This is a genomic window from Magnetococcales bacterium (assembly GCA_015228935.1).
GTDB lineage: Bacteria > Pseudomonadota > Magnetococcia > Magnetococcales > DC0425bin3 > HA3dbin3.
The window spans coordinates 26,088-42,982 of the sequence record JADGCO010000032.1; the positions used below are offsets into that span (position 1 = coordinate 26,088).

Here is a 16,895-nt window from a genome sequence, read left to right on the forward strand (position 1 = left end):
TTTGTTGACCGGTCGATGCTACGTCAACCTGGCATGGAAATCAAGGCAACAAGGCAAACAAGAGAGTCAGGGTGACTGATCTGCCGAAGAGTCAGGGTGGCTGATCTGCCGAGATCTTCTGCACCGATGTCTGCAAACCTGACCCATGGAGAGTCCACAAGGACGATTCATCTATTTTTTTGAAATGAGAAGCGATTTTCGCCGCATATCTCTCCCGGATACCGGCAGAGAAACCGTCATGCCATTTTGGAATCATCAAGAGATCCACATCGTCGAGAGACTTGTGCAAATTTGGCCGGGTGGTCTGTCGCAACTGGCCATCGTCCCACAGCAGAATCATATAGAAGAATGTTCCCCAACGGGGAGGCGGCAGACGCAAGGCAAACGGAAACGAATTGTGAAAGTCCAACGCCAAAATACGGCTGGTTGGCGTGATGTGTTTTTTCAGCAACGCCAAACCATCACGGACGGTGGCAGCATAATCATATTCGTTCGATGCCTGTGTGTAGGATTTTTTGGGGAGCAGCAGCGTTGCAAAGGATTCTGTCTGTATTCTGGCCATTGCCGGTTGCTTTGCGGCCTCATGAGTATGCCAGTTGAAGGCGTAGACAATACCCAGAATGTTGGGCAACAAAAATATTCTTGCAATAAAATACGTCCCGAAGCCAATGGCCAACAGGTGGGGAAATACTTTTATCTGCTGTTGATCCCGGGTCAAGGATAAGCAATCCCGCCGCAAGAGTTCCCATGTCATGAGCGTGGCCACGCCAACAAGAGGCAGTGTCCTTGCTTTGATGGACAGCTCACCGGTGATGAAACTGTACATGTCAACCATGGAAGCCACAAAACAATCCACGCCAGCCACCAGAAAAATTGCCAGGGCAAGCCGGATTTTTTCTTTGCCCAACTGATGCAAGACAAATTTCCGTGGAGTACCAGATTGACCCATGAGAAGCATGAACAGTAAAACAACAAACCAGTCGAAATTATGCACAAAAATCTTGATTGTTGTACCCAACACGAGACCGGTTGACTGGCTGCTGCCCATGACAGCCTTCAGGTCCAGGAGGTATTGATCCAGGCGCATCCCCAACAGCAGCCAAGCCAAAGCCCAGAAGATGAGAAACGCTGCCAACAGCGTCAAAGGGGCCATATGGCGGAATCCGAAGAGAATCATGCCTCCCAGCACCAGAACGAAACCACCCAACATGAAATTGAGTTTGATGGACATGAGGATCGCCAACAGCGTCCCGACTGAGATGGCCATCAGATGCCTGCCGGCGGGCGTGACGGGAGTGGTCAGAGGGACCATGACCTGAATGGCCAGCAGGCACAAAAACGACCAGCCGAACCAGTTGTATTGCCCAACATAGGAAGTATGTTTGAACGAGGGTTCCCCAGGCACCAATACGGCCAGGGCTGCCATCAGCACGAGCCATACAAAAACCAGGGTCGCCAGGGCAGAAAAACGCCGACTGGCAAGGATCCAGCCCCAAAGGCCAGAAACTCCCGCCACGATCACAGCCGCAACCGGAAGAGCTGACACCGAGTCATGGGTCAGCCACATGCCCAGGGCCAACAAACCGCCATAGAGGCCACCTTGATAAGAAAAATAATCACCGTGTGGTATTTGTCCATTGCGGATGCGCCAGCCTTCATCGAGAAAGACAGCGACCTCGTGAAATGAACGCCATTGGACGGCGGGTCCCATACTCAAGACGATGTATCCCAGAATACCCCCGGAGAGGAGCAACAAAAACAGCCCAAGCAGGTGTGCCCCACGGCCATCTGCATGGCAGACCCGCAAAGCGTGCGCACACCAGCCAGGAGCAACACCGGAGGTGTCGCTGCCAGGAACCAGACAATCCCCCTCCACGGTTGCGGATTCATGAGGTGTCACGAATAATCCCCTCATTCGTCTTTCAAAGTCGGCCTCGGTCGGCTGACCAGATGGGTGCTACCCTGCCCCTGGGAAACAGGGAGCGTGACTTGTTGACCGGGCCAAAGCTCAAGGGAATGCGGGCCGGCAGCACCACCGTGGTCGTAAAGGCGCACGACAGCCCGCTCGCCAAGACGCAGACCGGACCAGATCAAACCGGACTCCTGTGGACCTGGATAGGCGTAGTTCAACACTTCACCCCGATCGAGAAACTCCTTGTGGGCCAGCATTTCATCGTAGATGCGGGTGGCATCGACCACCTCGGCAATGGCCATGTCACGAAAACCGGCATGCACGGGGTTGAATACCTGCATGGCATCCACTCCCCGCAACCACAAGTGCCGCAGGGCTTCTCGATAGGCTTCCCGGCTCATGACCGGAATTTTTTGTTTGGGATGATCCGGAACCCAGCGCGCCACCCAGGGAATGACTTGCAGATACGGGGCTTGCCGCTGCACATTCCAGCCATTGTCGGACACCTGCCGCAACAGGACATTCATGAACAAACGGTCCACATGTTCCTGATCCCAGGGATTGTCTTTGCGCCAACCACTGAGAAAAGCGGTATCGATGGCATAGGCCACCGGAGTGGTCGCCGTAAAGAGCGTGGGTCCCAGGGGGGGGTGAGGTTGATCATACCAGTCGAGAACGGGCCGCTCCGGCGAGGAGAGGGTGATCACCCAATTGGTGATGGAAGCCTGGGGATAGTACTCCCGCAACGGGGCCGCAACGTAAGCCGACATCAGTTGCACCCAGAACTGGCGACGAAAACGCAAAAAAGCCTCCCGGGTGGCCCAGGCATCCGGAGGCAACAGGCGACGAAACTCGGGGGTGTTTTTGACCATATCATAGGCAGCCATGCTCGGCTGTCCTTCAAAATCAAGCCAAAACCCGTCGATTTTCACTCCCGCCTGACGGAAAGCCTCCAGGGTGGTACGAAATTCCTTGGCGGCACGCGCCCACCCACTCAGGTCACCTGGTGAAAATCGGTCTTTTTGACCCTCTGTTGCCTCATACGGCCAGATTCCGCCCCGGGCTTCCAGAACAATGACCGGGGACCCGGCCTGTTGCAAGGCACGAGCGGCAGGAATTTGCCGGGTATTCAAACGGATGGTCCTGGTCACTCCCCGTTCGAGCAGCATGCGGACGGCCTCTTCCGGCAGCGGCTCATGGCCACCGGACTCCCAGAGAATCATGGGCAACCGATCCCCCCGAGGATGGGTCAGAGGCGGAATCTCTTCCCGGATGATCCGAATCCAATCCACAGGCACGGCAGACCCGGATGTCGGCTCAGGAATGAACGGCTTTTCCCCGGCTATGCCCTCCACCGGAGACAAGGCAAGACTCAGCAGAAAATAAACCAACCGCCACCCGGCACGCGCAATCACCTGGAAAAGATCCTTTTGATATCAACTGGGACTGGCTGTTTCCTTGTCATCCGGTTTCGTTTTCGGCTTCTCCTCCTCTTTTTGCTCTTTCTGCTCTTGTTTCTCCTCTTTGGCTTCCTCTTTTATTTTTTCTTCCTCTTTGTTACCCAGCTTTTCTTCAGCAGGTTCTTTTTTGGCATCGTCTTTTTTGGCATCGTCTTTCTTGGCATCGTCTTTCTTGGCGTCGTCTTTCTTGGCGTCCTGTTTCTGGTCGGTCTTCGTCTTGTCATCCGTTCTTTGCTGTTCGGCCTTGGGAATGACATCCTGAACCTGTTTGGTCGCCTTCTGGGATTCTGCTGCATCCCGGGTGGCTTGCTGCGCCGTGGTCACGGCAGCTTCTTTCGCCACGGAAGCCTGCTGCAATACCGTATTCACCTGCTGCTGGGAAACGTTTTTCATGCCCGTTTCAATACTGGCCACGGTCGTCTTGGCACCCGCTGCTGTCGAGGCTTTGACCATTTCACGTTCAGAGACAGGAACCAACTGCATGAGAACAGATGCCACCTCGGCTGCTTTTGTATTGGCAACACTGCCAACAGCCTGTCCCACCTCTTTGGCACTGTTGGCTCCGGCGACCTGGACAACCCCGGCCGCCACTGCCGATGCGGATTGACTCCCCACCTTTTGGGTGACAGCGGCGGCCACTGCCGCCGACACCGACGTGTCATTCTTTCCGATCACCTGGGCCACTGCGGCAGCCACGGCAACGGCCTGGGCATTTGTTGACGTGTTGTTCACAACCGCAGCGGCAACCTTGGATGCCTCACTTTTATTCACGACCTGAACAATGGCGGCAGCGACCTGGGGTGCGGCATTGGCGGGCAAGACAGCCGCCATGGCGGACGCTATCTGGGAAGCCTGTTGGGGAGATGCCGATGCGGCAGCCGCAGCAACACTTCCGGTTGCCTTGGCCGCTTCCGTGGCTGGCAAACCCTTCACAGCCGCCGATGCCGCCTCAGCCGCAACCGTCGGGTCGCTCTTGGCCGCTGCCGCTGTAATCACAGTGGCTGCCTCGGCATTGTTTGTAATTCCCTGTGCCGAAAGTGAACTCGTCACGATGACGGAAACGATGCTGGTTCCTGCCGTGGCTTTGTCAACCGCAGCCACGGCTGCGGCAACGACTTTCGCCACTTCTGCGGGATTGACGGCCACCTGGGCCGAACCGCTGATCACCTGTTGCGTGCCTGCGGTGGATGTGGTCTGGTTGTTCGCCTGTTGCTGGGTATTGCTCTGTTGCAAGGCAGCGGCAGCCCCTGGATTGGTCGCATTGACCTTGGCAATGAAATCCTTTTGAGCCGGGGTCATGTTGGCCGGACTGACCCCCAGAACGCCCATCTTTTGCGCCTCGACCAGGATTGTCACGGCTGCGGCCACTTCGTCCAGATTGGCCGCAGCCGCTTCCCGGATGAAGGACACGCTGTTGGCAATGGCCCTCTGCCAGAGACCTACCTTTTCCTCAAGATCACGCAACCACTGGGAGAGGTCTCCCGGCTTGGGGGCACCGAGAATTTCATCGACGGCTTCATGACCTTTGCCTGCCCCCGATTTTTGTCCTTTTTTATCCAGACCCGTTTTGGCTGGACCTGATTTTGGGATTTCCCTGGTTCCGGTTGCCGGTTTTGCTGCAACCGGCGTCCCACCCTGTTCGACAAAACCCAGCCTGTTGACCTGGGCATCGGCCAGAATTTGTTCCTTGGTCAGCGGCCTCGCCTTGGGAAGACCGACTCCGACCTCTTTCTGGATGTGCTTGACGGCCTGGAGAGCCATGGCCGGAGTGATGATTTTCGGGTCGGCTGGAGGTTTGGCCACATCGAACGCCGCACTGGACTGGCCCTGCTGCACCTTGACCTCCCCTTTTTGGGTTTTCAGGGCAACCTCGCCATTGGCCACATTGATGAAATCCGGAACGCCTTGCGCGACCACCCCCTCCACCGCCGAACCACGCACCCCCATGGTCGCGGTCGTGGTATCGATACGCACATTGGAATCCTTGACGGCAAATCCCGAGAGATACCGAAAGGCCCCGCTGACCACCTGCACAGATTTTTCTGCCCGGCTCTCTGCCGGGTTGAAGGCAAATTGATTCAGGACGATCTGACTGTCCGGACCTATGGAAAAAGTCGAGCCATCCCGGAACTGGATCACGGCCCGGGAGCCGGGACCAGTGATGATTTTTTGGCGGGGATAAACCGCATCATTGACAGCGATGGGTACCGGCTGGGCTTTCCCGTCCTGGCCCTTGACATCTTTTTCCACCTCGATGACCCGCCCCAGGTGCAACCTTTTGCCCGGTCCCGTTCCACCCGGACCGGGTTGCCCGGTCGCGCCTGTCCCCGGAGAGGTCTGGTCGGCGGCCAAAACATCCCCGCCGGCAAAGAGATGCACGGCAACCAACCCCGGCAACACGATCAATCCACACTTTTTCATGACTGTCACCTGCGTCCCTCCCCAAAATTCAGAGACCCGCCGTTGTCTACACGCAACCATGCCAAGCCAGGATACAGAAACAGCTCGATAATGTTAAGAAGTTTCTTATCGTGACAGTTCACTGGGGAACGAAACCGCTTTGTCAGACCGGTTTTTACGGTGATGACCTCCGGGAAAGGCGGCATGGGGTATGATCGATGCCTGCAACCCCATGGCCAAAAGAATCCAAAAAAAGTAGGCATTGGCTGGAATTTGAAAATTGAAATCCACCAAACCGTGCAGGGAAAGGGAGAGCGTGCCGGCCAGTGAGGCAAACAGGATTCCCCGGGCAAAGGGATCCCGGCGACGCAGATAGCGGCGAACCATGGTCCACCAGCAGGAAATAAAAGCAGCACCCAACAAACCAAAACCCAGCAACCCCTGGGCAGCCAGGATTTCAAGATAATCATTGTGGGCATGGTCGTTGAATTTTTGGATTTTTTCTGTTCGATAAATGGGAAAAATGTATTTGAAGGTGCCGCTGCCCGCGCCAAATATGGGATAATGCCCAATCATTTCAACAGTCCCGGCATGAACTTCCAAGCGTCCCGACTGCTCCATGAACGAACCCTTGAACCGTTCTGTCAAAATTCCAATGCCCATTCCCCCTCCGGCAATCAAAGACAATATCAGGATGGGAATAATGAGGCGTTTTTCCCGATTGGATTTTCGGCGCCGAAATTGTGCCAGAATGACCACCAACAGGAGAGAAACCAGCAGTGCCATGTTTCCCCCCCGGGACGTGCTTAAAAACAAGGCCAAAAACATGAGAACCAGTAATGAAGAGACCACGCCATTGCGGCTGCTGATCTTCTGAAGTGCCCATATCAGGGATTCCCTGAAGCTCCTTTGACTTTCACTGCTGCGCATCCAGCCAAGCAACAAGCCAAATCCAAGCGGAATGGCCATCTCCAACAATCCGGCAAAATGATTCCTGTTGACATACGTTCCATGGACGCTCCCCTTGCTTTCAGGAACCCACCAGGAAATATCAAAGCCGGTAAAGTACACGAACAACCCGAAAACAGCCTGAAAAATTCCACAAAAAAGAATGGTCCAGGCCAATATGCGCAAACGTTCCCGGGTTCGCGCCACCACCAACACCAGAAAAGCCGCCAAAAAATAGGTTAAATATTTCAGCCACTCCACCAGGGTGGCCGTTCTGTCAAGGGACACCACAAACGATTTGCCTTCAACACCAGTAAAATGGTTTATCTCCACTGTTGCCGGAGAAAATATTGAAAGAATGGACACATGAATGGGAACAACCTGGAGCAACGGAATCATGACCCAAACAAATAAAAGAAATACCTGGGTGAAATGTTCATGAAAAACTCTCCCGAATGACTTCTTCTCTCCAAGATGAGAAAAAAAGTACAACCCGGTTAATAAAAATGTACCCGCCTCCAGAACACTCCAGGCCCAGGGGCGATTGCTGCCCAGGGGCAGAGGTGCCCAAAAAATCAGCAGCAAGAACAGATAGAAAATCCATGATTCGAGAGAATCTTTTTTTTCAGACACAACCGAACCAACCTTCATGGACGTTCTTTCACGATTTCTTTTTCGCCAGAAGACACAATGCCAAAATATTTATCGAACTCTGCACGAAGCGTGGGCTGAAAGCGCACAAGGGGCAGAATATTGTCTTTTTTTCCATGGCGTTTCACCAATTCGAGAACCTGATGCGGAGAGTGTCCCATGACACGCAGCGCAACGTTGAGAATGTCGTTTTGCAAACGCTCTTCCAGGGAAGACCACAAGGTGAACCCCAAGCGCACCACATTCAGTTGGACACTGGGTTCCCAGGGTGCAAAAACCATGGCCCGCTCCAGGTGCAAAACCGATTCCGGCCAATGATCCCGCCCCTGGACCATGCGCACCTGGGCCAGATTGATCCAGGTATATCCCCAGGTGGGCCGCAATCTGGCGGCTGTTTCATAGCTGACCACTGCCTCCTGCAACAAGGCCGATGCCCTGACGGTGTCTTCCTTGATCTGGCGTGACCATATATATTGCAACTGTCCAAAATGCAACCAGTATTCAGCATTGCCCGGATGCAGTTCCAATGCATGTTTGCCATAGACAACGGCTTGTTTCCAGACCTTTTCCTTTTCTTCGAGGGATAATTTCGGATCCTGGATCCTGACCAACAATTTTTCCAGGGGTAAAACATAAAATTCTGCCAACCCCCAACTCCCGGCCCAGTAGGAAAGGAACAGGCACAGACCAAACAAAGCCAGAGGCAACAGGGAGACCCGCCAGACGGACAGATTCGGTTTCACAGCAAGGCTCCGGGAACGGAGGTCACCATGGCCAGAGCGCGAGAGTGGCCGACAATCCGGATCGCTTCACGGACGCCTTCCTGGAGATTGGGAGAACGCCTCTGAACGTCGTGTGCATCACTGGCGATGACATGCGCCCACTCTTTTTCCAGTAAAATTCTGGCGCAGCGCCGAACTACCGGTCCAAACTCGCCGGTAAGCGAACCAGCCGTCAATTGACTGAGACACCCCATCTCCACAAAGGGAGCCATTTTTCCCGGATTGGCCAGGACCGACCCGTTCCGCTCTGGATGGGTCAAAACGGGAACGTAATTCCGATCCAGCAACCTGCGGATGACCTTGTCACTGCCTGGCGGAATCATATCATGCGGAAATTCCAACAGGAAATAATAGCGCGGCCCAGTTTTATTCAGGGAAGGCAAGCTGCCATTTTCCGCCAAGGCCAGAAGATTCGGAGAGATGCGGACATCCGCCGCCCAGCGCACATCCAGATCAATCTGCTGTTGGCGCAAATAACCCTGGAACCAGACGGTTGCCTGTTGAATACGGGCTGGCGCGTTGTCATGGACTCCTGGGTTCATATGGGGCGTGGCCACCAGGATTTTGGTTCCCGATGCCACCGCGCACTCAGCCATGGCCAGCGATTGCCGGGGACTTTCCGGACCATCGTCCAATGACGGCAGAATATGGCAGTGGATATCGATCAATCCTGTCAAAAAATCAGCCTTTGGAGCCGTCTTTGTCATCTCCGTAGTAACCGTAACCCGTTCCGTAGCCTGTTCCATAGCCATAGCCGTAGCCATAGCCGTAGCCATAGCCGTAGCCATAGCCGTAGCGGTAGCCGCCACTGTAATACATCAACTGGCGCATATCGACACTGTTGAAGACGCACCCGACGACAGAAATCTGTGAATGGTGCAAGCGACGCAGCGCACCCATGACCACGTCACGACCGGCTTTATGGGCCTTCACCACAAAGACGACACCATCGGCCTGTTCACCCAGGATTTGTGCATCGGTGACCACCAGGGTGGGCGGCGCATCAATGATGATTCGATCATACTCCTTGCGCAATTCGGTCAACATGTCCCGCCAGCGCTTGGAAGCCAGGATTTCACTGGGAAATGGGGGTGTCGGTCCGCTGGGCAGGATATGCAAACCGAAGGTCGTTTCCACGACCTCCTTGCGTAAAATTTCCATGGAGGTCCGACGGGGATCCACAGCCTGACGCCGGTCAACACCTTGCCGCTGGTCCAATCCATCGCGGCGTTCCACGCCACGCCACTCGGATTCCGAGCCTTTCTGGCGGCGTTCCACCCCGGAGCGCTGATCCAAACCCGACCGACGCTCCTTATGGGTGCGATGTTCCTGCTGGAGATAACCAGACAGATAGCCAGTCACGCCTGCGGAACCGGTGACCGGAAAAATTTCCTTGAGGCGAGGACGCCGCAGATCGGCTTCCAGCAGCAAGACCCGGTCACCAGCCTGATTGAAGGCTTGGGCCAGGTTGATGGCCACGGTGGTCTTCCCCTCTTCGGGCAACGCGGAAGTCACCATGATGATCTGCATGGGACGATCGATATCCGCAAACAGCAGGCCGGTGCGCAGACTGCGTACCGCCTCCGAATAGTTGGACTTGGGATGCCTGGACTGCATCTCTTCCGGAGGTGTGGGATCGCGCCGCCGCAAGTGCAACAGGGGAAGGGTTGCAAACAGGGGCAGGCCGCTCATCATTTCCAGCTCTTCGGGCGTTTTCAAGGTACTGTCGGAAAATTCCAGGAGGAACGCCAGGCCCAGACCCGTTACCAATCCCACAAATGTCCACAGCATCAGGGTACGGTTTTTATTGGGCCAGAAGATTCCCCCGGGAGGTCTGGATGACTCCAGAAGACGGGCATTGGCCGTTTGCATCCCTTCACTGAGACCGGTCTCCTTGAAACGTTTCAAAAACATGTCATAAAGCTGGCGATTGGCGGCCACTTCCCGCTCCAGCTTGTTCATCTGGTAGGTTTTTTTCTGGATTTGCTGAACCTGTCCCCGCTGGGATTCCAGTTCTCTTGCCAGACGACTCGCCTGGGCGTCGGCCACGGTGTATTCATGTTTGACGATGGCCACCAGACGCTCGACTTCCTGCCTGACCTTGCGATCAATCTCCTCCAGTTCCTTCTGTGTCCGAATGATGCGGGGATGTTTGGGACCATAGCGGTCGGAGAGTTCGGTCAGGCTCTGCTCGATTTTGCCTTTTTCTTTTTTCAGCTCAAGAAGCTGTAGACTGTCTGAAAAAGGAAGCTGGGAAATATCCCCCTTGTATCCCTTCAACATGCCCGCCAGTCGCTCATATTTGGTCTGGGCCGCCCCGGCCTCTGCACGTACCTGGGCCAACTGGGTATTGATCCCATCCATTTGCTGACGGTCCATGCTCTGTGCTGCCTGGGAATCCAGCAAACCCGTTGTTTCCCGGTAGACCTGCAAATCTTTTTCGGATTTTTCCAGGGACTTGCGCAAATTTTCCAGTCGGCTCATCAACCAATTGGCAGCATGCTGCGTCACCTGGAGTTTGGCTTCCATTTCCTGGTCGATGAAGACCTGGATGATCGTATTGGCGACTCGTGCTGCAAGTTTCGGATCTTCAGCCACAAAGTAGACTTTAATGATTTCACTGCGACCAACGGTTCCGACGCTGATCCGTCCCTGGACCATATCCACGACCTGTTGCACGCGCTGGGGATCGGGTTTTCCATCGTCCACGACCGGTTCGTCAGAATCTTGACGAACCGGATCTCCTCCCAACAACTGGGACAGGGATTCGGGCAACAACGAGCTGAAGGACCAGCCACGCCGTTTGGAAAGCACTCTGGGATCAAACTCGGGCACCAGATCCAGCCGCTCGCGGCGCACCACTTCTTCGGCCAATTTTCGATTCTTGATCAGCTCCATCTGGGTCTGCATATACCCGGACTGACCGGCATTGGACTGATAGACATCGTCGAAGGCGATCAATTTGACCGTTTTTTGTTCGATGACCATGCTGGCTTCAGCCTGGTACAGGGGTACCAGGGACCACAGGTAGACCTGGGTCGGCATGACGAAGAGAAAAACGACGCTGATGATCTGCCACTTTCGTCGCAACATCAGCAGCAGAAAGAAGCGCAACGAATAGCTGGGACCCTCGATCTCGGACGGCCCATGTTCGGCATAGGGGGCACGCACCTGAGCGGAGGCATGACGCACCCTGCCGGAGTCCAACCCCTCTTCAGCCTTGACAATCGTGGCATCAGCCATGCGGAAACCTCACCAGAAACCTTCCGGAACTGTCAATATGTCATCCGGATAGACTGGATCATCCAGGCGTATGCTGAATTCCTTATGGCTGGGATCGTTGCCACGAATGACGGTAATTTTCTTGTCGGCGGCCCGCTCGGAAAACCCGCCAGCCAGGGTCACGGCCTTGCGAACCGTCAAGCCGGGCTGGAAGGGAAAGCCACCGGGACTTTTCACTTCGCCATTGATAAAATACATTCGAAAATCAGTGATGGAAACGTTTACCACGGGATTGCGCAGGTATCCGTCTGCCAGCCGGCTGCGCAACAATTTCTCTACGTCCTTGACCGTCAAACCCGATACGGTAACATCTCCCAGAAAGGAGAAGGAGATCTTGCCATTCGGTCCGACCTTGTGCATGCCGGACAGGTCCGGTTCCTCGTTGACGGAAATCTGGATTTTGTCGCCCGGTCCCAGTCTGTACTGGGATCGCAGATGCGACTCCTCGGCCGCAGACGCAACACCATGAAACAGAAACAGGAGCAGTGCCACCATCAGCCAGGAAAAAACCCCCGACCGCCAGCGACACCAGGATCTGCTTTGTTGTCTCATCTATCGGTTCTCCACATCCGTGAGCTTGAGACCCTCGGTGTCCGATTACAGACCACCGGTCAAGGAGATCATCACTTCATTGCTGTCATATTCCGAATTCGGTTGGTTTGATTTTTGGCTGGTCCGACCAAAATTTGAACTCATCGTCAACCAACGGGGGAAAGCATACTCCAACCCAACCCCACCTTTCCAGATTTCATTTTCCAGACCGGAGCTGTAATCATTCGTGGTATGGTCCAGATTGGATTTGAAGGTCAGGAAGGATCGCAATTTATGGGACAAGCCCACCCCGGCCATGGTTGTCACGTAATAGTCGGCAACCAACCCACCCTCGGCAAAGGCACGGTTGGCGTTCAGGTTCAATGAGGTTCTGGCAAGCGGCTTCCAGGAAACAGACCCTCCAAAGGTCATCGCACTGCTGTTTTCCGCTGCTGAATTCTCGGGTTCCTTCAAAGCGTAACCAACTCTCAAGTCACCTTGAGTCTTGGCTGTACCGGTCCAGTTCACGCCAACATTGACGGTCTTCTCCTGACTGTCTCTTCGCAAGGCAGGATTGTCGTAAACAATGCCCTTCCAACCCAGGCCTGTCGCAAGAGATGTCCGAGGAGCCATGGCAAACATGAGCGTCAGAGCCGCCTTGTTCCAATAATTGCCAACTTCCTGCTTCTCGTCAATCTGATGTGATAATTCCAGTTGGGTACGGAAACGGTTCTGCGTGTATTGGGCAGAACCATCGATGCCGTAATGTTTCCAGCGACGCGGCTTATCCTGGGCACCAATCTGACCCACATCGGGCGCACCACGACTCTCGTGATTGAAGGAAACCTCGGATTTCAAGCCCAGATCCAGATGCCGATTGGCCGAATATTTGACATCCATGGACACATTATGATCTTCAAAATCCTCGGTGGAGCGACTCTCGTAACGAACGATGCTGCTGGAGACACCGGCCTGGAAGGCAAGCTTCTTCCAATGCGTGGAAAACTGAACAACTGGTTGGATATTCAGAATTTTCTCACCAACCTTCTGCCTGCTTTTGAAGACGTTGTCATCATACTGGGAGGAGATGGTCAGCGAGGGTTTCACCCGAAAAATTCCCACCGGAATCCCACGCGCCCCATCCGCCGCACCCAGGTAGCCAAGCGATCCACACATGGTCAACAAAATGGCAATCACCCCGGCAGCCCACAGCCGAGTTGCAATCGGCAGGCTCTCGGATTGACGGAACTCCTCCCCCGTCTCGGGTATGATTGTCCCTGTTCTTGACATGGCTACTTTCGCCAAACCATTGACGAACTTCTGATGAAGTTTATATTCACCAATAAGTTCATTGTCTTACCGAACATTTTCCGTCTCACGATCCGCCAATACTCCGCACTGCATGGCGCTGAACATCAAGACGGTATGAAGGAGATGCAAGCTCTGGACCATAAAAAAACATCGACTTTCGCTCCAAACCCCACTCCCAACGCTCTCGAACGCCAAATCAGCCGTACAAAACCTTCTCCTCACATTGACAGCCAACCGGGTCTCATGCATAATGCCGGCCATGAAAGCCATGCTGCTCGATTCATATGGTGGATCTGCCACTTTCCGTCAGGCAGAGGTCGCCAAACCCCGGCTCCAACCAGGACATCTGCTCCTGCGTGTCGTCGCCACCAGTGTCAATCCCATTGACGTAAAAATTCGTACCCTGGGACTTCCTCTCTCCCCGGATCTGCCGGCCATCCTCCATGGCGATGTGGCTGGAATCGTCGAGGAAGTGGGCGTGGGTGTCAGCGGTTTCAGGTCCGGAGACGAGGTGTTCGGCTGCGTGGGAGGCGTTAAAGGCAGCGGCGGTGCCCTGGCCGAATATATCCTCGCCGATGCCCGCCTGGTGGCACATCGCCCGGCTTCCCTCTCCCTGGTGGAGTGTGCGGCCCTGCCGTTGGTGACCCTGACCGCCTGGGAAGGCATCATGGATCGGGCCACCATCCGCCCCGGCGATCCGGTCCTGATCCATGCCGGAACCGGCGGTGTCGGTCACATTGCCTTGCAGTTGGCCCGTCTGCGCGGGGCTGTCGTCACCACCACCGTCTCCTCCCCGGAAAAAGCCCGCATTGCCAAAGATCTGGGGGCCGATCACACCATCGACTACCGCTCAATCCCCGCCGCAGAGCTTGGACAGCACGCTCCGCAGGGGCAGGGTTTCGCTCTGATCTTCGATACCGTGGGTACGCAAACCCTGGATGCCTCGTTTCAGGCAGTACGCCTCGGCGGAACGGTTGTCACCTGCGTGGCCCGTTCCACCCATGATCTCTCCCCCCTGCATGCCAAAGGCATCACCCTGCACGTCGTTTTCATGCTCCTGCCCCTGCTCACCGGTCACGGACGTTCCCATCATGGCCATATTCTGCGCCGCACAGCCGCCTTGGTTGATGCCGGTCGTTTGCGCCCTCTGCTTCACCCCCGACAATTCTCCCTGGCTGAAGCCCAACAGGCGCATGCCGTGGTCGCCGATGGCAAAGCTCTCGGAAAGGTTCTCATCCGGGTTTAAGCTCCTCTGATCTGCCTTCCTGCTCCAGGCCTCTTGCAGATTTCCTCCAGAAAGATGTTCTTCCGAGTTTGGCCTCTTCCGAATCTGCCCCCTTGCTTCAGGTACCTTGCAGATTCCGGTTCGCTTCCGTCTGTCTCCCTGCTTCAGGTGCCTTGCAGATTCCGGTTCGATTCCTGTTGCCATAAGATATTATTGGCATCTTTTTTGCTTAAAATTTTATTCGATATTTTTGTGCAGGATTCTCCGGGCATTGTTGATTCCAAGCCAATAAACACATAAAACGATGGCCAATCGCCATCTTCAGGGAGATCATCTCATGGGTAGACAAGACTCGAAAATTGCCGATGCGATCCTGTTGCTGGCCAAGGATCTGTCCGATCCGCAAATCCTGCTGGCCAACCTTTCTCCTCGGGAACGTCTGCAACTGAGTCAGGGACTCGGCGATGCCTTCAACACCCTGGATCGGATTGACCAGGCATTTGCCGATTTTGAAGAACAGGGACACGGGCGCATGCTCCAGGACGGTTTCCACCTGCCGCTCTTTGACGGACAAAAAAGTCGCCATGGCGTGGAAGAAAATTCGGACTGGGCGTAGTTCCCTCTTTTATTTTGCCTGACAAGTCTCTATCCTTGGTGAGGCTCCATTTGTCGCTCGGGGGGGTCATACCTGGGCTTGGCGCGTACAACACATGGTTGTCATAACCTGGCCTGGCATCAACCAAGGAGAGACTGGCATGGCAAAAATCACCCTCAAGGGCAACCCCATCAACACCTGCGGTACCCTTCCCGCCGTAGGTACCAAGGCACCGGATTTCGTTTTGACCAAAACCGATCTGTCGGATGTATCCCTGAAAGATTTCAGCGGAAAAACTTTAGTGCTAAATATTTTCCCCAGCATCGATACCGCAGTCTGCGCCACTTCGGTTCGCCGCTTCAATGCCGAAGCCGATAAAATGCCCAATACGGTGGTCTTGTGCGTCTCTTTGGATCTGCCATTCGCACATGGCCGTTTTTGTGGTGCTGAGGGTTTACAAAAGGTCATTCCCGCCACGGAACTGCGGCAACGGGGTTTTGGTGAGGCGTATGGTGTTCGTATTGTCGATGGACCTTTGGCGGGTCTTCTGGCACGGGCGGTTGTGGTGATCGATCCCCAGGGTAAGGTCAAATACGCCGAGCAGGTTCCTGAAATTGTCCAGGAACCCAATTACGAAAAGGCCACGAAGGCTCTTTGATCCAGTAACCTGGTCCTGTTTCCAATCACTCTCCGGCATGCCTCTCCACGGATCGGCCAAAGTACCGTGATTTGCATCTGCTTTGCCGAAAGTGGAGAGGCGACTTTCTTCCTGCCACGAAGTTTCAGAAAATTCCCTGCCTGGTCATGATTTCTCTTTGGACTGCCGAGAGATTCTGGAACAGGGAGCGGTATTTTTGCAACACTGTCCGTCTCAACCCAAAAACCTTTTCCTTGTTTTCCAACTGTTTTTGAACACGTTCCAGGTAAGAGTTCAGAGATTCCTGGGAAGCATCGTTAAACAACCGACTACGGGTGGAAAACAGATCAGAGACGGCATCGGCATAGGCCTGCCAATCTTTTTCCTGGACGGATGTAATTTCCAGGCTTTGTTTCAGGGCATCCAGTTTAGGTCCCATGGCTTCGGGTGCCATGTTCTGGATCGCACCACCTGAGCATCCCTGTTTACAGCACCCCTGGTGCATCATCCCGCCAGAATGGGAAGATCCGGTCATCATCCCGGATTCACCTTCCTGCATTTCGGAACCCTGGGAAGTGGCAGTCATGCCGGACTCATCTTCCTGAGTCTCAGAACCTTGGGAACCACCCATCATACCAAAACAGCCGCGATTTCCTCCTCCCGGGCCATGCATCATTCCAGGCCCACCAGGACCACCGGAGCCACCCATCACCCCGGGGCCACCGGGGCCACCCATCATGCCGGGTCCACCGTTCATCATGCCGGGTCCACCGGGGCCACCCATCATCCCGGGTCCACCGGGGCCACCCATCATCCCGGGTCCACCGTTCATCATGCCGGGTCCACCAGGGCCACCCATCATCCCGGGTCCACCATATCCATTCATGACACCATATCTGCCAGGTCCACCCATCATTCTGGAACCAGTGGCACCCGGTCTTCCCATCATCCCCAAGTTTCCAAACCTACCCATTCCTCCAGGTCCACCAGGACCATTCATCATCCCGGCTCCACCAGGACCATTCATCATCCCAGGTCCGCCAGGACCGTTCATCATCCCGGGGCCGCCGCCAGGACCGTTCATCATCCCAGGTCCGCCAGGACCGTTCATCATCCCAGGTCCGCCAGGACCGTTCATCATCCCGGGGCCGCCGCCAGGAC

Annotated in this window: 13 protein-coding genes; 3 read left to right on the forward strand and 10 right to left on the reverse strand. The window is 55.0% G+C overall.

Features of this window, described 5'->3' with window-relative positions; genetic code table 11:
• Nucleotides 1-91: 91 nt before the first annotated feature.
• From HQL65_09650 to HQL65_09690, 9 genes are all read right to left on the reverse strand, one after another.
• Nucleotides 92-1,900, reverse strand: coding sequence for a hypothetical protein (locus HQL65_09650; protein ID MBF0136492.1), 1,809 nt, complete (start codon nucleotides 1,898-1,900; stop codon nucleotides 92-94).
• 11 nt (nucleotides 1,901-1,911) lie between these two features.
• A complete protein-coding gene (locus HQL65_09655; GenBank protein MBF0136493.1) occupies nucleotides 1,912-3,327 on the reverse strand; it encodes a hypothetical protein in 1,416 nt (471 codons plus the stop codon).
• A gap of 21 nt (nucleotides 3,328-3,348) precedes the next feature.
• Nucleotides 3,349-5,793, reverse strand: coding sequence for a FecR domain-containing protein (locus tag HQL65_09660; protein ID MBF0136494.1), 2,445 nt, complete (start codon nucleotides 5,791-5,793; stop codon nucleotides 3,349-3,351).
• Nucleotides 5,794-5,898: 105 nt separating this feature from the next.
• The gene (locus tag HQL65_09665) at nucleotides 5,899-7,008 is read right to left on the reverse strand and encodes an O-antigen ligase family protein (GenBank protein MBF0136495.1); all 1,110 of its coding nucleotides are present in this window, start codon (nucleotides 7,006-7,008) and stop codon (nucleotides 5,899-5,901) included.
• 359 nt (nucleotides 7,009-7,367) lie between these two features.
• Nucleotides 7,368-8,114 carry a hypothetical protein gene (locus HQL65_09670; GenBank protein MBF0136496.1) on the reverse strand — a complete coding sequence of 249 codons (747 nt, stop codon included), beginning with the start codon at nucleotides 8,112-8,114 and terminating at the stop codon, nucleotides 7,368-7,370.
• On the reverse strand, nucleotides 8,111-8,860 hold the full coding sequence (locus HQL65_09675) for a capsular biosynthesis protein (protein ID MBF0136497.1): 750 nt from the start codon (nucleotides 8,858-8,860) through the stop codon (nucleotides 8,111-8,113). Before HQL65_09675 ends, HQL65_09670 begins: the two co-directional genes overlap by 4 nt.
• Nucleotides 8,835-11,396, reverse strand: a complete 2,562-nt coding sequence (locus HQL65_09680) for a hypothetical protein (protein MBF0136498.1) — start codon at nucleotides 11,394-11,396, stop codon at nucleotides 8,835-8,837. The genes HQL65_09675 and HQL65_09680 overlap by 26 nt, the downstream gene beginning before the upstream one ends.
• A gap of 9 nt (nucleotides 11,397-11,405) precedes the next feature.
• Nucleotides 11,406-11,987, reverse strand: a complete 582-nt coding sequence (locus HQL65_09685) for a polysaccharide export protein (protein ID MBF0136499.1) — start codon at nucleotides 11,985-11,987, stop codon at nucleotides 11,406-11,408.
• 45 nt (nucleotides 11,988-12,032) lie between these two features.
• Entirely contained in the window at nucleotides 12,033-13,256 is a 1,224-nt protein-coding gene (locus tag HQL65_09690) for an outer membrane beta-barrel protein (protein MBF0136500.1), read from the reverse strand.
• A gap of 280 nt (nucleotides 13,257-13,536) precedes the next feature.
• Here HQL65_09690 and HQL65_09695 point away from each other — a divergent pair, with 280 nt between their 5' ends.
• The 3 genes from HQL65_09695 (at nucleotide 13,537) to tpx (ending at nucleotide 15,755) form a co-directional block, all read left to right on the forward strand.
• Nucleotides 13,537-14,523: a zinc-dependent alcohol dehydrogenase family protein gene (locus HQL65_09695; protein ID MBF0136501.1), complete on the forward strand. Its 987-nt coding sequence runs from the start codon at nucleotides 13,537-13,539 to the stop codon at nucleotides 14,521-14,523.
• A gap of 316 nt (nucleotides 14,524-14,839) precedes the next feature.
• The gene (locus HQL65_09700) at nucleotides 14,840-15,118 is read left to right on the forward strand and encodes a hypothetical protein (GenBank protein ID MBF0136502.1); all 279 of its coding nucleotides are present in this window, start codon (nucleotides 14,840-14,842) and stop codon (nucleotides 15,116-15,118) included.
• 139 nt (nucleotides 15,119-15,257) lie between these two features.
• Nucleotides 15,258-15,755, forward strand: a complete 498-nt coding sequence (tpx, locus tag HQL65_09705) for a thiol peroxidase (protein ID MBF0136503.1) — start codon at nucleotides 15,258-15,260, stop codon at nucleotides 15,753-15,755.
• Nucleotides 15,756-15,879: 124 nt separating this feature from the next.
• On the opposite strand, the gene HQL65_09710 is transcribed toward tpx, so the two are convergent.
• Nucleotides 15,880-16,683 carry a hypothetical protein gene (locus HQL65_09710; protein ID MBF0136504.1) on the reverse strand — a complete coding sequence of 268 codons (804 nt, stop codon included), beginning with the start codon at nucleotides 16,681-16,683 and terminating at the stop codon, nucleotides 15,880-15,882.
• Nucleotides 16,684-16,895: the final 212 nt, after the last annotated feature.